Origin of the sequence: Natrinema gelatinilyticum, from assembly GCF_024266705.1 — an archaeon.
Taxonomy (GTDB): Archaea; Halobacteriota; Halobacteria; order Halobacteriales; family Natrialbaceae; genus Natrinema; species Natrinema gelatinilyticum.
On sequence record NZ_CP100757.1, the window covers coordinates 489,737 to 506,604 of the forward strand.

Genomic DNA, 16,868 nt, shown 5'->3' on the forward strand with positions numbered 1-16,868 from the left:
TATAATTAAAACTTCCTCTCCTCACCACAGGAGACCGGGGATATGACCGCTGGAACAGAGAGGGGACTCGAGCGTATGTGACATAATAAACATATTGTGAAAAAAAAACTTAAGTCGAATGCGACCTATTACCACGCGAGGGTAAGAGATGAGACTCGGATACATGCCTGATACGCACGCGGCCGATTACGATGCACCGCACCCCAACCGCGACGAAGTCGCGAAGTTCGTCGATCACCTACTCGAAACATCGCAGCTGGCCGAGGACGTCGGCTATGATGGACTGTGGGTTCCAGATCGTCATATGCGCACCGAGACATACGTTCCAGACCAAATGGGGCTGCTAGCGTCGCTGGCAACGCTCACCGACGAGATAAAATTGGGAACGTGGGCGAACGTACTGTCGCTTTATAACCCGATGCGAATCGCCGAACAAGTGGCCTACATCGACCAGCTATCGAAGGGGCGATTCGTGTATGTTCCGTCGATGGGTTATCACGATGGCTACCCACAGTACTTTGGTCACGATCCAGAGGACAAATTCGGTCGCTTCATCGACGGGTTGGAAGTGGTCAAAAAGGCCTGGAACTCGTCGAAAGACGAGCCGTTCAGCTTCGACGGAAAATACCACCAGTTCGAAGATGTCTATCAGAGCCCCGATCCGTATCAGGAGCCCCGGCCGCCAATTTGGCCAGGAGGACAGGCGGATGCGGCGATCGAACGTGCCGGCGAACTCGGTGAATGCTGGGCATTGGACCCGTTTCCGCTCGAGGAGGAAACGTTCAAACGACAAATCAACCTGTACAAGGACGCTGCGGCGGAACGGGGTAACGACGCCCGGGTTGGATTGATGCGTGACGCATACGTTGCACCTACCAGGGAGGAAGCTGAAGAGGTCTTCGGGCCAATCTTCAAAGAGGAACTGCTGTTCTATTACCGGCAAGGGATCCTCACGCATCATCCAGATTTCCAATCTGAGGACGACTTCACGCTCGATAATCTGCGCGATCACATGGTCATCGGAAATCCCGAGGACTGCATCGAGCGGATGGCACACTACGAAGAAAAGTTCGATATCGACTACTGCGTGATGCGATTCCGTCTCCCGAAGGGCCCGTCCCTAGAAAAAGAACGAAATGCAGTCGAGTTGTTCGGCGAGAAGGTAGTTCCGTACTTCCACGAACAAGACGACGGAGAGTGGATTCTGAACAACGAAGACACCGAAACACACATGATCGCCGGATACTGAATCCGTCTTTCACGGTCCACAAACGCAAATTGGACCCCAAAGTGCGGACCTCAGATTTCGTTGAACTGACGTGAATCGGTCTCAAATACTACGAGAAACACGAACCTTGCAGAGAACGGTTCTCGTGAACTACCCTGCCCTACCGCGCTCGGGCTTACCCAGCCCTCGCTTGTTACGGACAGGGCTTCCTGCTTCGGTGTCGGAACGTGCAGGGAACGTCCCCACAGCGTCCACAAGACACGGAGCGTCTCGTGCGGCCCGGCAGAACGCTGTTGGCGTTCTGCGGACGGTTCCAGACTCCACAGGCGGCTTCCCTTGACAGGTGGTTCGGAGTGTCCCACTCCTACCGGTTCGACACTCGGCCACAACCGACGATGCACGCTTGTTGTCGCGTTTGAACACCGCCGGAAGCGTGGTGAGCATCTTATTACCACCTTCAACCGAAGGGATAATAAGGGTGCCGATTCACACGAAACCAAGACGTGCGGGCGCTGTATCCCCTCCCTGCTCGCTTCGCTCGCTGAGGAAGGGGGCTTAGCGCCCTCAATTACAGCTAAGAGGACCAGATGAAAACTGTAAATAATTCTATGTCCATCACACGTATTATAAAGGACTGTTCTGTCTCCGGAGTTACGTAGGTCAACCTTTTCAGTCCGACTCGGGAACTGAGAGGTGTGCGATGATCGGGGAATGGTCGGATGCGAGGCTGTGGTAGACCTCGGTACTCTCGACAGCCACATTGGGGGTACAGAACACGTAGTCGATTCGCCGATGTGGGGTATAGGTCCGGTGGTAGTACTCTTGCGTGTCGCGGTCAACGTATGGAGATGGAAAGGTGAACACCTCGTTGTCATCATTGGTAAATACATCGTCAAACCGGTCGCGTATCAGCTCGATAGCCGGCCAGTCCGGACGCGCGTTGAAATCGCCAGCAAGTATCGTAGGTCGTTCAAGCGTATCAAGCCTGGCGAACAATTCCTTCAGTTGCTGCTTCCGGACCTTCGGGCTGAGACCGAGATGCGTGTTGACGACTCGGAGTTCAGTCCCAGCATACGTGATAACGGCAGTGACGTACCCACGCTGTCCCCCGTCATCCGGGCTTGGGAGGGTGTCGTACTCGAACGACTCCACAGTTCCATCGGTGAGAATTAGATTCCCGAACTCGCGGGCGAGGTCTCTTTCAGCGTCACCTAGATCCTCGTCGATTTCCTCGATGTCAACTGGTTCGAGGCTCACGGTCGGGCCGTAGGATCCATCGAGATCGAGTTCCGCCTGGAGTACCGCGGGTTGGTCCTCGAACCCGGTCTCTTCTGCAAGTTCCCGCTGCACTTCCTGCAGACAGACGATGTTGGGTTTGAGTCGGGAGAGTACATCGGCGATACGTTGTAAGCTGTATCGGTTGTCAATGCCGATCGCTGAGTGGATGTTGTACGAGACGACGGTTAGATCTCGATTCACGAGCACCAACTCCGTCTCGATACATAGCTTGCGTGGGAATAGCCGTAATCAGTCTCAGTACAGGCGTGCTTCACGGATGTTCGCCAGTCGAGATCCCGGAAGCTGGGTGAATCAGTCACCATCAGCGCTCCCAACCCGACTATACGACCAAACCGCGTTAAGTGCGTATTCACCACGAGGCGATTTTAGTCCGCGGTGCTAATTAGTACTGGGTTCCCGATAGTGAGTCGCTGTCGTAGTGCGCTGGAGATTACCCTCTTCGTCAATACCGGTAGCCGACAGGGCTGTCATCACCGATAGAATAATGAGTTGGATGCCTAAACATGAACCCGATGCCGTTTGACAAAGTATTGATTGCCAATCGTGGCGAAATCGCGGTTCGGGTGATGAGCGCATGCAAGGACCTAGACGTGGAGACGGTTGCTATTTACAGCGATGCCGATATAGATGCAGGTCACGTCCGGTTTGCTGACGAAGCATATAACATCGGACCGGCGCAGGCAGCGGACTCGTATTTGGATCAGGACGCAATACTCGATATCGCTGTTCAGGCCAACGCTGATGCGATTCACCCCGGTTACGGCTTTCTCGCAGAAAATTCTGAGTTCGCACAAAAGGTAGAGGAGACGGACGGCCTAACTTGGGTCGGTCCCAGCAGTGATGCCATGACTCAACTCGGTGAGAAAACGAAAGCGCGGAAAGCGATGCAGGCAGCAGATGTCCCCATCGTTCCTGGAACCACCGACTCAGTCGAATCCGTAGACGAGATTGCCGATTTCGCGGACGAGAACGGCTATCCGGTGGCAATTAAGGCCGAGGGCGGCGGCGGCGGGCGCGGGATGAAGGTCGTCCGTAGCCCCGAAGAAGCCCAGGAGCAGTTGGAAAGCGCCAAACGCGAGGGAAAAGCGTACTTTGACAACGATTCTGTCTATCTAGAACGGTATCTGGATGATCCCCGACACATCGAGATTCAGGTGCTCGCAGACGCTCACGGGAACGTCCGGCATCTCGGTGAACGTGACTGCTCGCTTCAGCGTCGCCATCAGAAAATCATCGAAGAAGCGCCCAGCCCCACCCTGTCCGCCGATTTACGCGAACGGATTGCGGATGCAGCCAGACGCGGTGTCGATATAACGAACTACACCAACGCTGGAACGGTGGAGTTCCTCGTAGAGGATGGAGAGTTCTACTTCCTCGAAGTGAACACTCGTATTCAAGTTGAACACACTGTCTCCGAGGAAATTACCGGTATTGATATTGTCAAGTGGCAGCTTCGGATCGCTGCTGGTGAGGAACTCTCCTTTGAACAGGAAGATATCATGTTCACCGGGCACGCCATGGAGTTCCGCATCAATGCTGAAAACACCGCCGAGGAATTTACCCCGGAGACTGGAACACTCGCGATATATGATCCACCGGGTGGCATCGGCGTGCGGGTCGACGATGCCGTCCGACAGGGTGACGTGATTGGTGGCGATTACGACTCAATGATCGGAAAACTAATTGTTAGGGGCGCAGATCGCACCGAATGTCTCGCCCGCTCGCGCCGCGCGTTCGAGGACTTCGGTGTCGATGGAGTTGTGACTACGGTCCCCTTCCACCGCATGATACTCACCGATGAGAGGTTCGTTGAAGGAACACACACCACGAATTATCTCGATGAGGAACTCGAACAGAGCAAGATCGAATCCGTACAGGAGCAATGGGGAACCGAGTCGAACGCCTCCGACCCCAGTGAGGACTATGTGAATCACGACCTCCTTGTAGAGATGGGGAGCAGACGGTTCGAGATGACGCTATATCAGAAGGAGAGTGATATTCGCTTCGGTCTCCACCAGGCCAGTTCCAACCCAGATGGAGACCGAACGCCGGGTGGCACCGCCGGTCAAAGCGAGGTATCCGGTAACGGGTTCCTGAATACAAGCGATGACGACAGGGCCAATAGCACAGGGATGGCCACGTCAGACGACAGTAAACGCGTTGAAGCAGAAATGCAGGGGACCATCCTTACGACCAATGTCGAGGTGGGGGACGAAGTCGAACACGGTGATGTAGTCTGTGTCCTCGAAGCAATGAAGATGGAAAACGACATTGTCACACAGCACAGCGGAACCGTTACAGAAGTCGGCATTAGCGAAGGCGAGAGCGTTGATATCGGTGATTTACTTGTCTCCCTTGACTAGCTGAGGTCTTGCTCCTCTGCGACGGCGACGGTACCGAACTCTAACTACGAGGCGCAAGGATCGTTCCGAGGTATCTGTCCCCAGGAACCAGATGGCATCGCCGTTGACGGCGCTTGTCGAGCGGAATGATATATGTCGATCACAGTTGAAGACGAATTTACGGCCGCGTGACCACCGTCGATGAGCAGGGAGTGAATATCGCTGCGATAGCGCCGATGGACACTGGCTGAGTCAACGGCATCCCTGGCGCACAACTTAATCCGATTCATAGTATCAGCAACTGGATGATCAACTTTGCCACAAGTATAGTAGTTTGTTTAGTAGTCATTCCAATAGAAAACAGTAAATGTGGATCCGACCATGTCGGATACAACAGAGCATGATTTTCCTGCCAGAACCGGTCCAAAGTAGGTGAGGATATTGTTCGGTCGGGTTTTCGGTCTCTTGCTGAGTTCGGATAACACTACTAGACTCGTTATTCTGCCTCTGTTGCGATCCTGTCCGAGAGTAACCCTCGAGGGAGCTATATAGAACCATATATGATAGATATTCAATATAGAAATTTACGGATGCGAAGCGTATCTTTAACTATAACCATATGAACATTGATAATGATCGGAACCAGTAGTTTCTCCTGGCGAAGTCATAACGGAGGAGGTTAACGACTACAGCCCCGAACGAATCGTCTCCGACATTATCAATAACCTCGATATTCAGAATTCTCACCGTTCGTAGAATCCCGGAAAGACTGCCAGGGCGGCCGCCCTCAAATGCTGTGGTAGTGCTCAAAGTCCTCGTCTGGGGGTACAGTATCAACGTTAGTTAATCACGCACCCTCTATCAGTCGCGTGAACAGGATATCGTCCTTTTTACCCTACAGCCGATTTACACCCTGATTTCAGGAGAATTAGAACCCTCGAAAGAATAATCAGGGAAAATCTATCTCTACGAAAGAAAGGATTTCCCTACTCACTCAAATCCGATATAGTCGGATTCGATATACTTTAGTTAGACGTACTCTATGGCACCTTGAAAGTTATCTTAATCACTATGTTTCATCACGGAAGTCATCGGTAGAGACGCCCTCAAGAGAGACCCTACTCGTCTGAGAACGGGATCGGTTGAAAATATTTCTCTGTTATCATATGACTTATCGAAATAATGCCGGACGAGCGCCGGTGCGTCGACCCCCCTAACGGTTACTATAGCCCCACGCGAAGAGGAACCGCCATTCACAGAGGTGTTAGTGCCGAATGTGACCATCCGGTCATACCGAAACCCGATATCACGTTCTCGTCGTATTACAGCGACTGCGCCTGGTCGGACTGCTGCCTCCAAAATTCGGCTCCGAGAGGCGCTTTGGTCACGTCTTCGGTGTGTCGTCGCCGTTTTAATTTACATCCGTACGCATGTAATATGGCGGTGATGATGCCTCGAACTGGCACCGCTCTGGTCGTAGGTTCCTTTCTACGACGAAAGAGCGTTCCCGGCCTTACCGGATCAATCGAACGCCATGTCCAGTTCGATTCGGTTTGCGGTTTGGCGCATCATGTCGAGCATCTCGTCCGGGAGCGTCAACGGTTTGATGCGCGCGAGCGGTGCACAGAGGCTTAGCGCACCGTCCACATCGCCCTGCCGGTTTGCGATAACGGGAACCGCGATACACCCGAGACCCGGGATTCGTTCGCCCGAACTGATGGCGTATCCCTGCTCTCGAATTCGTTCGAGGTTGTCTTCGAGCTCCGCCCTGTCAGTTATCGTGTGCTCCGTCTCGGCGGTTAGCCCGTATCGGTCGAGTATCTCCTCGACGCGTTCCTCCGGGAAGTGTGCGAGTATCGCCTTCCCGAGCGCGGTACAGTGCATCTCGACGCGACGACCGACGTAGGTGTCGAGCGAGACGGCGTTGGGCCCTTCCCGCTCGTAGATGATGGTTCCGAGGCCGTCCTCCTCAACGGCGAGAAGCTCCGCTCCCAGAACTGCCACGGAATGCATCGTCCATACCCTCACGCAGGCGGTGAGTTAGGACTCGCTGCCTGCTCCCTTTCTCCGGAGGTATCCGGGAGAGACATCACCGTCGTCACCTGAACAAAGCGGCTCAAATACATAGTTCTGATCGTTTAGCAATACTGCTACAGTATCCGTTAGAACTGTTTACTCAAAATACGTTGCTGAATGGAGTGGATCATCTCGACTGGATTTCCGTCGAGGACTTGTAAGATGCGCTCGACAAGGTAGAAGGAGAGAAGCCGACACAACGGCTCTTTGTGGTAATAGCGTACAAAAATGGCGTCACGCAGACTGAACTCGCCGAGTGGTACGATGTGCAGCGACGGAGGATCTATCGCTGGCTCGAGCGACGCAACACTGACGAGGCGCTTGAGCCAGGCCGTTACTGATGTACATCGATCTGGAAGAAAGCGAAAGCTCTTAGAAAAAGAGTAATACGAGTTCGAAGACGATGTCCACGAATTACCCATAGAAGTGGGGATTGACGCGCCGGCACTTGCCCAGCACTATCTCGATGAGCGGTATGATGTCGAGTACTCGATTCTGAGCTGTTGGCGGTTGCGCAACGACCGAAATTGAGCTATCAAAACCCCGCCGTACAGCCGCTGAATCTGACGCTTACGAACACGAAACGTTCTGTGACGAACTCACAAAAAGTGGTGGAAGATGAGCGATACAGTAGTATGTCTCAATCAAATCAAGAAATCCGTCCAGGTCGAGCTGCGTGCCGCTTGGTTTCCGCATGGCACGTGACTGTCAGTCGAATTCTCCGGCAAACGCGATTGGACGTGTCTCTTGGGCGTGATCACCGAAGACAGCGATCGCGTTTTCTCTCGGTTCAGAGTGTACGTTACTGCCTCCAACGCAATAAATATAATTTTTATTATGGAAATAGTTCGAATATAATCTGATTATCGTGCTGGATGGAGCGCCGTCTTTTAATGCATCGGCTGTCACGGGCTGCCAGGTCCGTGACGTCTTCGCATTCGTCACGATACCGGCATATTCACCTGAACTAAGTTCGGCCGAGGAGTGCTGAAGACAAGCCAATCGGCACCTAACAATCGATTCTTCGACCCTTTCCTGAACTCACAGCAGCAATCGATACCGCTCTTGATCAACTCTTCATACCAAAAGTGAGCAATTATTTCTAATGTTTACAGTATTACAGCAAGAGTGCCCGGAGCTTGCCCACGTGGTACTTCACGGTAGCTACTGGGAAGGCATAATGAGTCGAACGTATCAGCAGAGGAATTCGAGTGCGAAAGTGGGGCGGGTAGATTGGTAGCGGATCAGCCAATAGGCACACGTGTACTTGTGCCACGTAAATCGGGTGTATCGTAGTGGTGCTTGTGAACTTGTGTCATCACCTACGCTGAAGTAACGATCGTACAATAATAAATATTACCAATGATGCAATTTTAGCTGATGCGGAAGTGTTTCGTACTAACGCCCACATATGGTTTCAATAACCGATTATACTAAAACCCAATCGATTAGAAAGATCACGGCGAATGTTCGTGAGAAAATCACTCATCGGTGCAACGTCAACTGCCTCGGGATCGAGCACCAGGGCATTCTCCTATACAGCTTGGAAACAGTTTCCCCCTCGAGTTCTCCTCACCGGAGTACCACGACAGCGACCAAAATTGCGACATCGATGAGAACGCCAACAGTGCCTTCCACGACCAGCAAATCGAACTGTCCGTTCCAGAGTACGACGATTGTGACGGCGGAGAGTACTGCCGCTCCGTTGACATCCTCCTCCGTGTGAACGCGGAGGAATCCTGAGCCCTCCCACCAGTCGGAACGAATACCGTATCCGAGACCGCCGACAGCAAACCCAGGCGCGACGAGAACGTAGGCCACGCTAGCCAGTATGAGAATCGATCGATGAGAACGGAAGGGCAAAAGTACCCACGAGGTTCCCGTCCACCTCATCTGTTCTTCGATGTCGACCCACTCGAGACTCAAAACGACTACTCACTATTTCGTGATCGACGTGAAAAAAGTCGTACAACAGTAGACGAGCGTTTCGGGAGAATATCTTGCCTGAGTTATTCCACGGTTCCACACCAGTCGATAGCGGTCAGAGCTAGCGTCTGTGCCGTCTCAACTAACGAGTCTATGTCCACGTACTCGTCGGCGCCGTGGATGTTCTCGCCACGCGGACCGACCGAGGGACAGGGAATGTCGTAGTATCGGTTGTAGAACCGTTCGTCGTTTCCGCCACTACCGCCACCGAAGGTCGTTTTTCGACCGGTGATCAGCTCTGCGTTCTCCCGTGCGAGTTGGACGATCTCTTCGTCCGTGTCGAGTTCGTGAGGAGCGGCGTTCCACCCGAACCAGTCGAACGCGGGCGGATTTTCAGACAGCCACTCGTCGTTCTCCGAGGCTTCTCGCACGGTTGCTTCCACTTCCGCCCGAACCTCCTCGCGCGTTTCGCCGGGTGGCCATCCGATGCGTCCCTCCAGAATCGCTTCAGACGGAACCGTCGAGGGCCAGTCACCGCCTTCGATAGTGCCCACATTCAGATTGGTCTCGTGGCCGTCGAGTTTCGGATCGGTCCGGTATGCCGGTTCGTACGAGATTCGCGATTTCCGTTCTCGGTCGAGTTCGTCGAGCGCCTGGTAAATCGTCGCTGTCTTTCCGATAGCGTTGACGCCTTCGTAGCCCCGTGCAGCGTGTGACGACTTTCCGGGGACGCTAATACGGAAGTACATTACGCCAGCACTCGCCATTCCGATATTCGGGAGACCAGAGGGTTCGGTAATGATCGCTGCATCGGGCTGATATCCTCGCTCGAGCGCGGAGAGCACGCCGCCGGGCCCGCCGGCCTCCTCCTCGATAGTCGTCTGGAGAGTGAGGTCTCCTGCCAATTCGATACCGACGTCCTCGAGTGCTTCGAAGGCGATCAGGATGGAAGCGACACCGCCAAGCATGTCGTTGCTTCCACGTCCGTAGAGACGGCCGTCCTCGACGGTGGCGGTCCACGGGTCGTAACTCCACTCGTTTGCATCGGCCGGCACGACGTCGACGTGGCCGCTAAAGGTCAGTGACCGACCGTCTCCGTCGCCCTCTTTAGTCGCTGCAACGTTCGGGCGGTTCTCGTACCCGTCCTTCAGGTAAGACGATGTCTCGAAAAACCCCGGATGAGCCTTGAGTTTGTCGGCATCTGGTTCCCAGACATCGACGTCGAGTCCGCACGACTTCAAGCGAGAAGAGACGACCTCTTGAGCGGGCTTTTCGTTTCCGGTAACGGATTTCTGGCTGATGAGTTCACTCACGAGATCGACGAGATCATCGCGCGTATCTTCGATATGGCTCCGAACCTCCCTGTGTTCTGAAAGCATTCGTCTCGCTATGCTATATCATAGCGATATTTACCTCTTTCTCCGGAAGATTTCGGCGTCCATCGACGGCTGAGGGCTGCAGCGAAGTCACGTACTGCGTCACGGAATGGTTTCGGAACAGGTGATGGTATCTATACTGGGATTGCGTAAACTACCCCTCGCTACTCGTTTCGCTCGGTGAGGAAGGGGGGTCCGCGCTACCACTTGCTGAACAGATCGATACAGGAGACCGATAGGTCGGGACGCCGATTCGGCTAAACGCTTACAGGTGATTCAGCATATCTGTGAATCTCATCCGGACCGACTCTATGACCCGCTCGCGTCTCAAAATGGTCTATCTCGACGGTGCGGTCGAACGCGAGAACAGAGTTAGTCCATTCGGATAGATCGATTGGTTAGGCCGATAGGGAAAACGTGGTAGCGTCCGCGTGATCGCCGCGCGAAGACCAGAGTGATCTCGACTGGGTAAACACTCGAGTCGGCAACAGGGTCGAGCGAGAGCGCTCGCGTCGTGACGTCCATCGAAGAGCGAGAGGATTCGTCTTCGTCCTTATCGCGACGGTGGGACTGGCGGTCGTCCTTCGGAAAACACTCGGATCGCCTCGAGAGACGCCCCCCCGGAGAGACACCGTCCGTCCGTCGAACGTATCCAAATCCGACCTCGAGGACACACTTAGCTGTAATTGAGGGCGCTAAGCCCCCTTCCTCAGCGAGCGAAGCGATCAGGGAGGGGAGACAGCGCCGCTCGTTTTTCATACACTCTACTACGGCAGGCCCACAGGCCCACAGGCCCACGTTCCGCAAGACTTATGCGCATCTGTGCGCATAATACGCATGTCGTGAGACGGAAGAATATCACCATTCGAGAGGATCAAGCCAAGTGGGTAGAGGAGAACCACCTGAACCTCTCGTCGTTCGTCCGTGGTCAACTTGACCAACTTATTGAAGAGCGCGAGAGCTGATGTACTACGCCTACAAGTATCGTCTCGAGCCGTCCGACGCCCAACGCGAGGAGTTGGACCGCCACCGCGACGTTTGTAGGCAACTGTACAATTATGCACTCTACCGCTTCGACCAAATCCCCGAGAGCGCAGGCACGCTCAATCAGCGTGTCCGGTCCATCCGTGACGAACTTCCGTCTCTGAAAGACTGGTGGAATGATCTCTCGGACGTGTACTCAACAGTTCTGCAAACAGCGGTCATGCGAATCGAGCAGAACCTCAAGTCGCTCGGGGGACTCAAACAGAACGGCTACGGCGTCGGCCAACTCACGTGGAAACCACCGCGGGAGTTCCGCAGTTTCACATACAGTCAGTCTGGCTTCAAGCTCGACAAGAAGGGCGGCCAGACTGTGCTGTCACTCTCGAAACTCGCGGACATACCGATCCGCCTCCACCGCGCCATCCCTGACGACGCGAAACTCAAACAGGTCACGCTCAAGATGGAGCCGACCGGCGAGTGGTTCGCCACCTTCGGTGTTGAAGTCGATCGAGAGCCACCAGAGAAACCGGCCAATCCGAAGAACGTTGTCGGTATCGACGTGGGCATCCTGAAGTACGCACACGACACTGACGGCCACGCGATCGAATCGGTCGACCTCTCGGACGAACGCGACCGGCTCGAGCGCGAGCAACGGAAGCTTTCTCGCAAAGATCACGACTCGAACAACTGGGAGAAACAGCGCCGTCGCGTGGCTGAGTGTCACGCTGACCTGAAAAGAAAGCGCCGCGACTTCTTGCACAAACTCTCGAACTACTATGCTCGAGAGTACGACCTCGTCGCAGTCGAAGACCTTGACGCGAAAGGTCTTGTCGAACTCGACGGCAACTCTCGGAACCGTGCTGGAGCGGCGTGGGGGACGTTCCTCCGGATGCTCGAGTACAAGTGCGAACGCGACGGGGCGCACTTCGTGGCTGTTGATCCGGCCGAAACGACCAAAGAGTGTGCGGCGTGCGGTGTCTCGACCGACAAGCCGCTGTGGGTCCGCGAACACTCCTGTCCCTCCTGTGGCTTCACGGCCGACAGGGACTGGAACGCGGCCTGGAACATTCTGTCTCGCGGTATCACGCAGGTAGGAGCGGGACGCTCCGAATCACCGCCTGTGGAGACTGCGCTCCCTACGGGAACCCATTCGGTTCCTGCAAAGCGCGTCGTGGAAGCAGGAAGCCCCACTCTCAAGCGCGAGCCGTCAGGCGAGCGGTAGGGTGGGGTAGTTCACGTACTCAAATGGCGAAACAGAAGTCATGAACGACCGACTCGATTCACCGTGGAACGTCGACGAGCGTGCGTTCCCGACGAACGCGGCCTTCGAAGCGCAGGCTCGCTTTCTCCTTCGGTATGCGATTCTTGCCCCCTCGAGCCACAACTCACAGCCGTGGGAGTTCGGAATTCGTGCGGACGCAATCGACGTATTCGCCGACGAATCGCGCTGGTTGGAAATCGCAGACGCTGACAAGCGCGAACTCTTCCTCAGCGTCGGGTGTGCGATCGAGAATCTCCGGATCGCAGCCGCTCATTTCGGGTATGCCGTGTCGGTCGATTATCGCCCCAGTGACGGAGACGACCCCGTCGCGACCGTCCACCTCGACCCAGATGCGGAAACGGCGTCTCGAGCGCGACCGGATCTGTTCGACGCGATCACGGATCGACATACGACCCATCACGCGTACGACGACCAGCCGATCCCGGAGGGAGTCCTGGATCGGCTCCGAGGCTGCGTCCGTGAGACGGCAGTAACCCTCCTGGTGATCGACGAGGCCGACAGGAAGGAGTCGATTGGGAGACTGCAGCTCCGTGCGGACGAGCACCAGTTCGACGACGCCGCGTACCGAGCGGAACTGGGACACTGGATCGGAACAGGGGCGCTCGGTGCCTCGTGGTTGATGGCGCGAGTCGGACGGCTCGCGGTAACGCACCTCGACCTGGGCGACCGAGAGGGACGCAAGAACGCAGCGTTGCTCGAACGAGCGCCGGTGCTCGCAGTTCTGGTCACGGAAACCGACGACGATGAATCACGGATGAGAGCCGGCCAGGCCTTCGAACGACTGACGCTGCTCGCCACGAGTGAGGGAATCGCTCACCACCCCGTGAGCCAAACGCTCGAGGTTCCGCAGATAAAATCCGAACTCGCCGCGGAACTCGGGCTCGAGGAGTCGGTCCCGCAGCACCTCTTCCGACTCGGATACAGTGACGAGGATGAGAAACACACTCCGCGGCGACCGCTCGAGGAGGTAGTACGATGACGGCGTGAAACGGAAGTGAGACTGATTGCCAACCGTCATCCGTGCACGTCGCTTCTCACGGCATCTGATGGACGCGTTGATCGTGAGTCGTCCGGTCACCGAAGCCAGAACGAGACGGTGACCGTTCCTCTCGAGCAACCGTGTCGTCCGATCGTCCGCTCCCGATCCAGGCGGAGGCACCCCCGTGAACTCACGGTCGCCTGCCGCACAATTTCGACCAGCCGTTGTACTCGGTGAACCGCCTCGGTAACGTTCGGTTCAAGGACGTGAACCAGATACGCATCGAACACCGTATTTACCCAAAATGCGGTCGGACGACAGGCACTGATGACCGCCCTCAGCAACGTCTGGAAGGCGATGTGACACTTTGACGACATCGTCACGCTCTTCGACAGCGTCGAACACAACTGACGTCGTTCGGACCACCACAGCAGTACGTTCTCGCGGCGATGACCTCACTTTCGAGTACCCGTTGCGACGGCCACCGAACCCTTTTTATCGGGCGCTGCTAACGTCCGGGCGTGATGCAGTCCGGATCCGACTGCTCGTGCACGACGCACCGTGGCGATTCTCGGACCCACACCAAGACTGCGGACCAGGCATTCGATCCATGACCGACGACGAATTGGACCATTGTGGCTGCAAAGTTGGACGAGCCATCGACGCCTACGGTCTCCGGGGGCTCGATGCAGAACTTCGCGACCGACGTGAGCGCGACGACCTGAGCCTGCGAGCCCTCGCCAACGTCACCAACACCCGCATCCTCGGAGCCGCCATGGAGAACGCCGACGTCGACGTAGTGGGCGACCCCTCGTCGGTGTACGAGGCACTCACCGGCGACGATGTCGCCCCCGAACGTCGCGCCGATGTCCGTGACCAACTGAACTACGCTGGCATCGACGTCACGGGAGTGACCGACGACTTCGTCTCCCATCAGACAGTCCGCGCTCATCTCGCTGACTGCCTCGACATCGACACCTCACGGCAGGGCGTCACCGACATCACGGAAGGTCGCGAAGTCATCGAATGGGCACGCGGCCGCGACGAACACATCGTCGACCAAACGCTTGACCAACTACGACGCAACGGCGAACTCGACGTCGGTTCGCTCGACGTGACCCACTCGGTCCGTATTACGTGCACCGAGTGCGGTTCGTCGTACCCAGTCGAAGAACTCCTCGACCGCGGCCGCTGTGCGTGTCGTGAGAAATGAGGACTTCCATCGGCGTCACGGACAGTCCCACTGGCCTCACGATACAGTGCCCACTAGCGCCGGCTCCTGCCTCCACCACTGGCCTCCCAGCACGGTCGTCCGCGCAGCGTCGTAGATAGCGGAGAGAAAGACGGACTTCCTCAGGACTAAGTCAAATGATATCCAAGTAAACCACACGAACATCCGCCGTTATCATGTCACGTAACGCCGACACCGGGCAAAAGACTCGAGATACAATCGACGAATCCACGGAGAGATCCGCGACAGTCTCGGTGACGAACGTCGGCGGTATCGACGACTGCGAAGTCACGCTCTCGTCCGGTATCACCATACTCACCGGCCGAAACGCCACGAACCGGACGTCGTTTCTGAGCGCTATCGCTGGCGTGCTCGGCGGGACCGCGGCCATGCTGAAAGCCGACGCCGACTACGGCGGCGTCGAACTCGCGCTCGACGGAGAGACCTACACCCGCGAATACACGCGACAAGCCGGAACCGTTTCCGTCGACGGCGACCCCTTCGTCGACGAATCGGAATACGTCGACACCTTCGCGTGTCTGCTCGAAGACAACCCCGCCCGTCGTGCGGTCGAACGCGGGGACGACCTGCGCGAGGTCATCATGCGGCCGGTCGATACCGACCAGCTTCGAGACGACATCCGGAACCGCGAGGCCGAACGTGACGACCTTCGGTCGAAGCTCGACGACCTCGAGGCGACGGTCGACCGCCGCCCCAAACTCGAACGCCGCCGCGACGAGCGTCGAGCCGACCTCGAGGCGGTCGAAGACGAATTGGCCGACGTCCGCGAAACCGTAGAGGCCTTCGACGCGGCGGAAGCCGAGGCCGAGGAGGCCGAATCGTTGCTCGACGAACTGGAGGAACTTCGTGGGCAACTGGACGACGCACTCGACCGCAAGGACCACCAGGAGTCCGAGCTTCGCTCGCTTCGAACGAAGCGTGCAGACGTGGCGGCCGAACTCGACGATATCGAGTCGTCCGAAGAGGAACTCGACGAACTCGACCGGCAGAGTACCCGACTCAAGCGGCGCAAGCGCGAGGTCGAGAACGAGATCGACGATTTGGTGCGAGTCGTCGAGTTCACCGAGGACCTGTTGGCTGGCGAGACGAGCGGCCTCCGGAACGTCGAAGACGAGGGCGACGTCGTTGCCGACCTCGATCCGTCGTCGAAGACGATGCAGTGTTGGACCTGCGGCAGTCGGGTCGAGCAGTCGGACATCGACGAACGTCTCGAGACGCTCCGAAACCTGGTCACGAAAAAGCAGGCTGAACGCGACAGCGTCGAATCCGACCTGACGGCGGTCGAAGAGCGGCGACGCGAACTGGAACGCTCGAGCGAGCAACAGGCGGAACTCCGTAGTCGACTGGACGAACTCGATCGAGAAATCTCTCACCGAAAGCAAAACGTAACGAACTACGAAGACGAGGCGGCGACGCTCAGAGCGGAGATTGACGACCTCCAAGAGCAGGTCGAAGAAACCGGGTCGCTCCGCGAGGACGTCCTCTCGGCGTATCGAGCGCTCAGCGAACTCGAGTACGAGCGGGGCAAACTCGAAAGCGACCTTTCGGATGCCGAAGCGGAACTGGCAGCAGTGGCCGACGCTGCAGAAGAGCGCGACCACGTGGCAGACAGACTAACCGTGGTCCAGGACGAACTCGCGTCGCTTCGGTCGCGTATCGACGACGTCGAACGCGAGGCCGTCGAGGCGTTCAACGAGGAGATGGCGTCGGTGCTCGACCTCTTAGAGTACGACATCGCCCGCGTGTGGATCGAACGCAAGACGACGAACTCGGCGGACGACTCGAGTTTCGACCTCCACGTCGTTCGCGAAAGCGACGACGGCGCGATGTACGAGGATACCGTCGCGACCCTCTCGGAGTCCGAACGCGAAACTATCGGTCTGGTCGTCGCACTCGCGGGATTCCTGGTCCACGAAGTGTACGAGTTCGTGCCGTTCGTCCTCCTTGACTCGCTGGAAGCCATCGACTCAGACCGGATCGTCGCCCTCGTCGACTACTTCGCCGGGTACGCTCCATTCCTCGCCGTCGCGGTGCTTCCCGAAGACGCGCAGGCGTTTTCGAACGAGTACGACCGCATCCCGGCCGAACAGCTCGGGTGAGCCATCGTTCGTCGTCCGCTCTCGT

The 16,868-nt window shown here is 56.5% G+C and carries 11 protein-coding genes and 1 pseudogene; 8 read left to right on the top strand and 4 right to left on the bottom strand.

Annotated elements, in window-relative coordinates; translation table 11 throughout:
* Positions 1 to 148: 148 nt before the first annotated feature.
* Entirely contained in the window at positions 149 to 1,249 is a 1,101-nt protein-coding gene (locus NJU76_RS20370) for an LLM class flavin-dependent oxidoreductase (RefSeq protein WP_254533637.1), read from the top strand.
* 648 nt (positions 1,250 to 1,897) lie between these two features.
* Here the strand turns inward: NJU76_RS20370 and NJU76_RS20375 are convergent.
* The gene (locus NJU76_RS20375; protein WP_254533639.1) at positions 1,898 to 2,707 is read right to left on the bottom strand and encodes an endonuclease/exonuclease/phosphatase family protein; all 810 of its coding nucleotides are present in this window, start codon (positions 2,705 to 2,707) and stop codon (positions 1,898 to 1,900) included.
* Positions 2,708 to 3,030: 323 nt separating this feature from the next.
* On the opposite strand from NJU76_RS20375, the gene NJU76_RS20380 reads away from it, so the two are divergent.
* Positions 3,031 to 4,890, top strand: coding sequence for an acetyl/propionyl/methylcrotonyl-CoA carboxylase subunit alpha (locus NJU76_RS20380; protein WP_278002501.1), 1,860 nt, complete (start codon positions 3,031 to 3,033; stop codon positions 4,888 to 4,890).
* A 1,500-nt stretch (positions 4,891 to 6,390) separates the two neighbouring features.
* Here the strand turns inward: NJU76_RS20380 and NJU76_RS20385 are convergent.
* A complete protein-coding gene (locus NJU76_RS20385) occupies positions 6,391 to 6,873 on the bottom strand; it encodes an IclR family transcriptional regulator (protein WP_254533641.1) in 483 nt (160 codons plus the stop codon).
* Positions 6,874 to 7,067: 194 nt separating this feature from the next.
* Here NJU76_RS20385 and NJU76_RS20390 point away from each other — a divergent pair.
* Positions 7,068 to 8,051 (top strand): annotated as a pseudogene (locus NJU76_RS20390) (IS630 family transposase).
* 466 nt (positions 8,052 to 8,517) lie between these two features.
* On the opposite strand, the gene NJU76_RS20395 reads toward NJU76_RS20390, so the two are convergent.
* Together NJU76_RS20395 and NJU76_RS20400 are read right to left on the bottom strand one after the other, a co-directional pair.
* Complete coding sequence (locus NJU76_RS20395; RefSeq protein ID WP_254533642.1) at positions 8,518 to 8,766, bottom strand: hypothetical protein; 249 nt, start codon at positions 8,764 to 8,766, stop codon at positions 8,518 to 8,520.
* 188 nt (positions 8,767 to 8,954) lie between these two features.
* On the bottom strand, positions 8,955 to 10,250 hold the full coding sequence (locus NJU76_RS20400; RefSeq protein WP_254533643.1) for an ArgE/DapE family deacylase: 1,296 nt from the start codon (positions 10,248 to 10,250) through the stop codon (positions 8,955 to 8,957).
* A gap of 839 nt (positions 10,251 to 11,089) precedes the next feature.
* On the opposite strand from NJU76_RS20400, the gene NJU76_RS26620 reads away from it, so the two are divergent.
* The 5 genes from NJU76_RS26620 (at position 11,090) to NJU76_RS20420 (ending at position 16,843) form a co-directional block, all read left to right on the top strand.
* Positions 11,090 to 11,212, top strand: a complete 123-nt coding sequence (locus NJU76_RS26620) for a hypothetical protein (protein WP_256566987.1) — start codon at positions 11,090 to 11,092, stop codon at positions 11,210 to 11,212.
* Positions 11,212 to 12,453 (top strand): RNA-guided endonuclease InsQ/TnpB family protein, encoded by a 1,242-nt coding sequence (locus NJU76_RS20405; RefSeq protein ID WP_254533644.1) that lies wholly within the window; start codon positions 11,212 to 11,214, stop codon positions 12,451 to 12,453. The genes NJU76_RS26620 and NJU76_RS20405 overlap by 1 nt, the downstream gene beginning before the upstream one ends.
* Before the next feature lie 40 nt (positions 12,454 to 12,493).
* Positions 12,494 to 13,492 (top strand): Acg family FMN-binding oxidoreductase, encoded by a 999-nt coding sequence (locus NJU76_RS20410; RefSeq protein ID WP_254533645.1) that lies wholly within the window; start codon positions 12,494 to 12,496, stop codon positions 13,490 to 13,492.
* 610 nt (positions 13,493 to 14,102) lie between these two features.
* Positions 14,103 to 14,705 carry a rod-determining factor RdfA gene (gene rdfA, locus NJU76_RS20415; RefSeq protein WP_254533646.1) on the top strand — a complete coding sequence of 201 codons (603 nt, stop codon included), beginning with the start codon at positions 14,103 to 14,105 and terminating at the stop codon, positions 14,703 to 14,705.
* A 194-nt stretch (positions 14,706 to 14,899) separates the two neighbouring features.
* Complete coding sequence (locus NJU76_RS20420; protein WP_254533647.1) at positions 14,900 to 16,843, top strand: archaea-specific SMC-related protein; 1,944 nt, start codon at positions 14,900 to 14,902, stop codon at positions 16,841 to 16,843.
* The last annotated feature ends 25 nt before the right edge of the window (positions 16,844 to 16,868 follow it).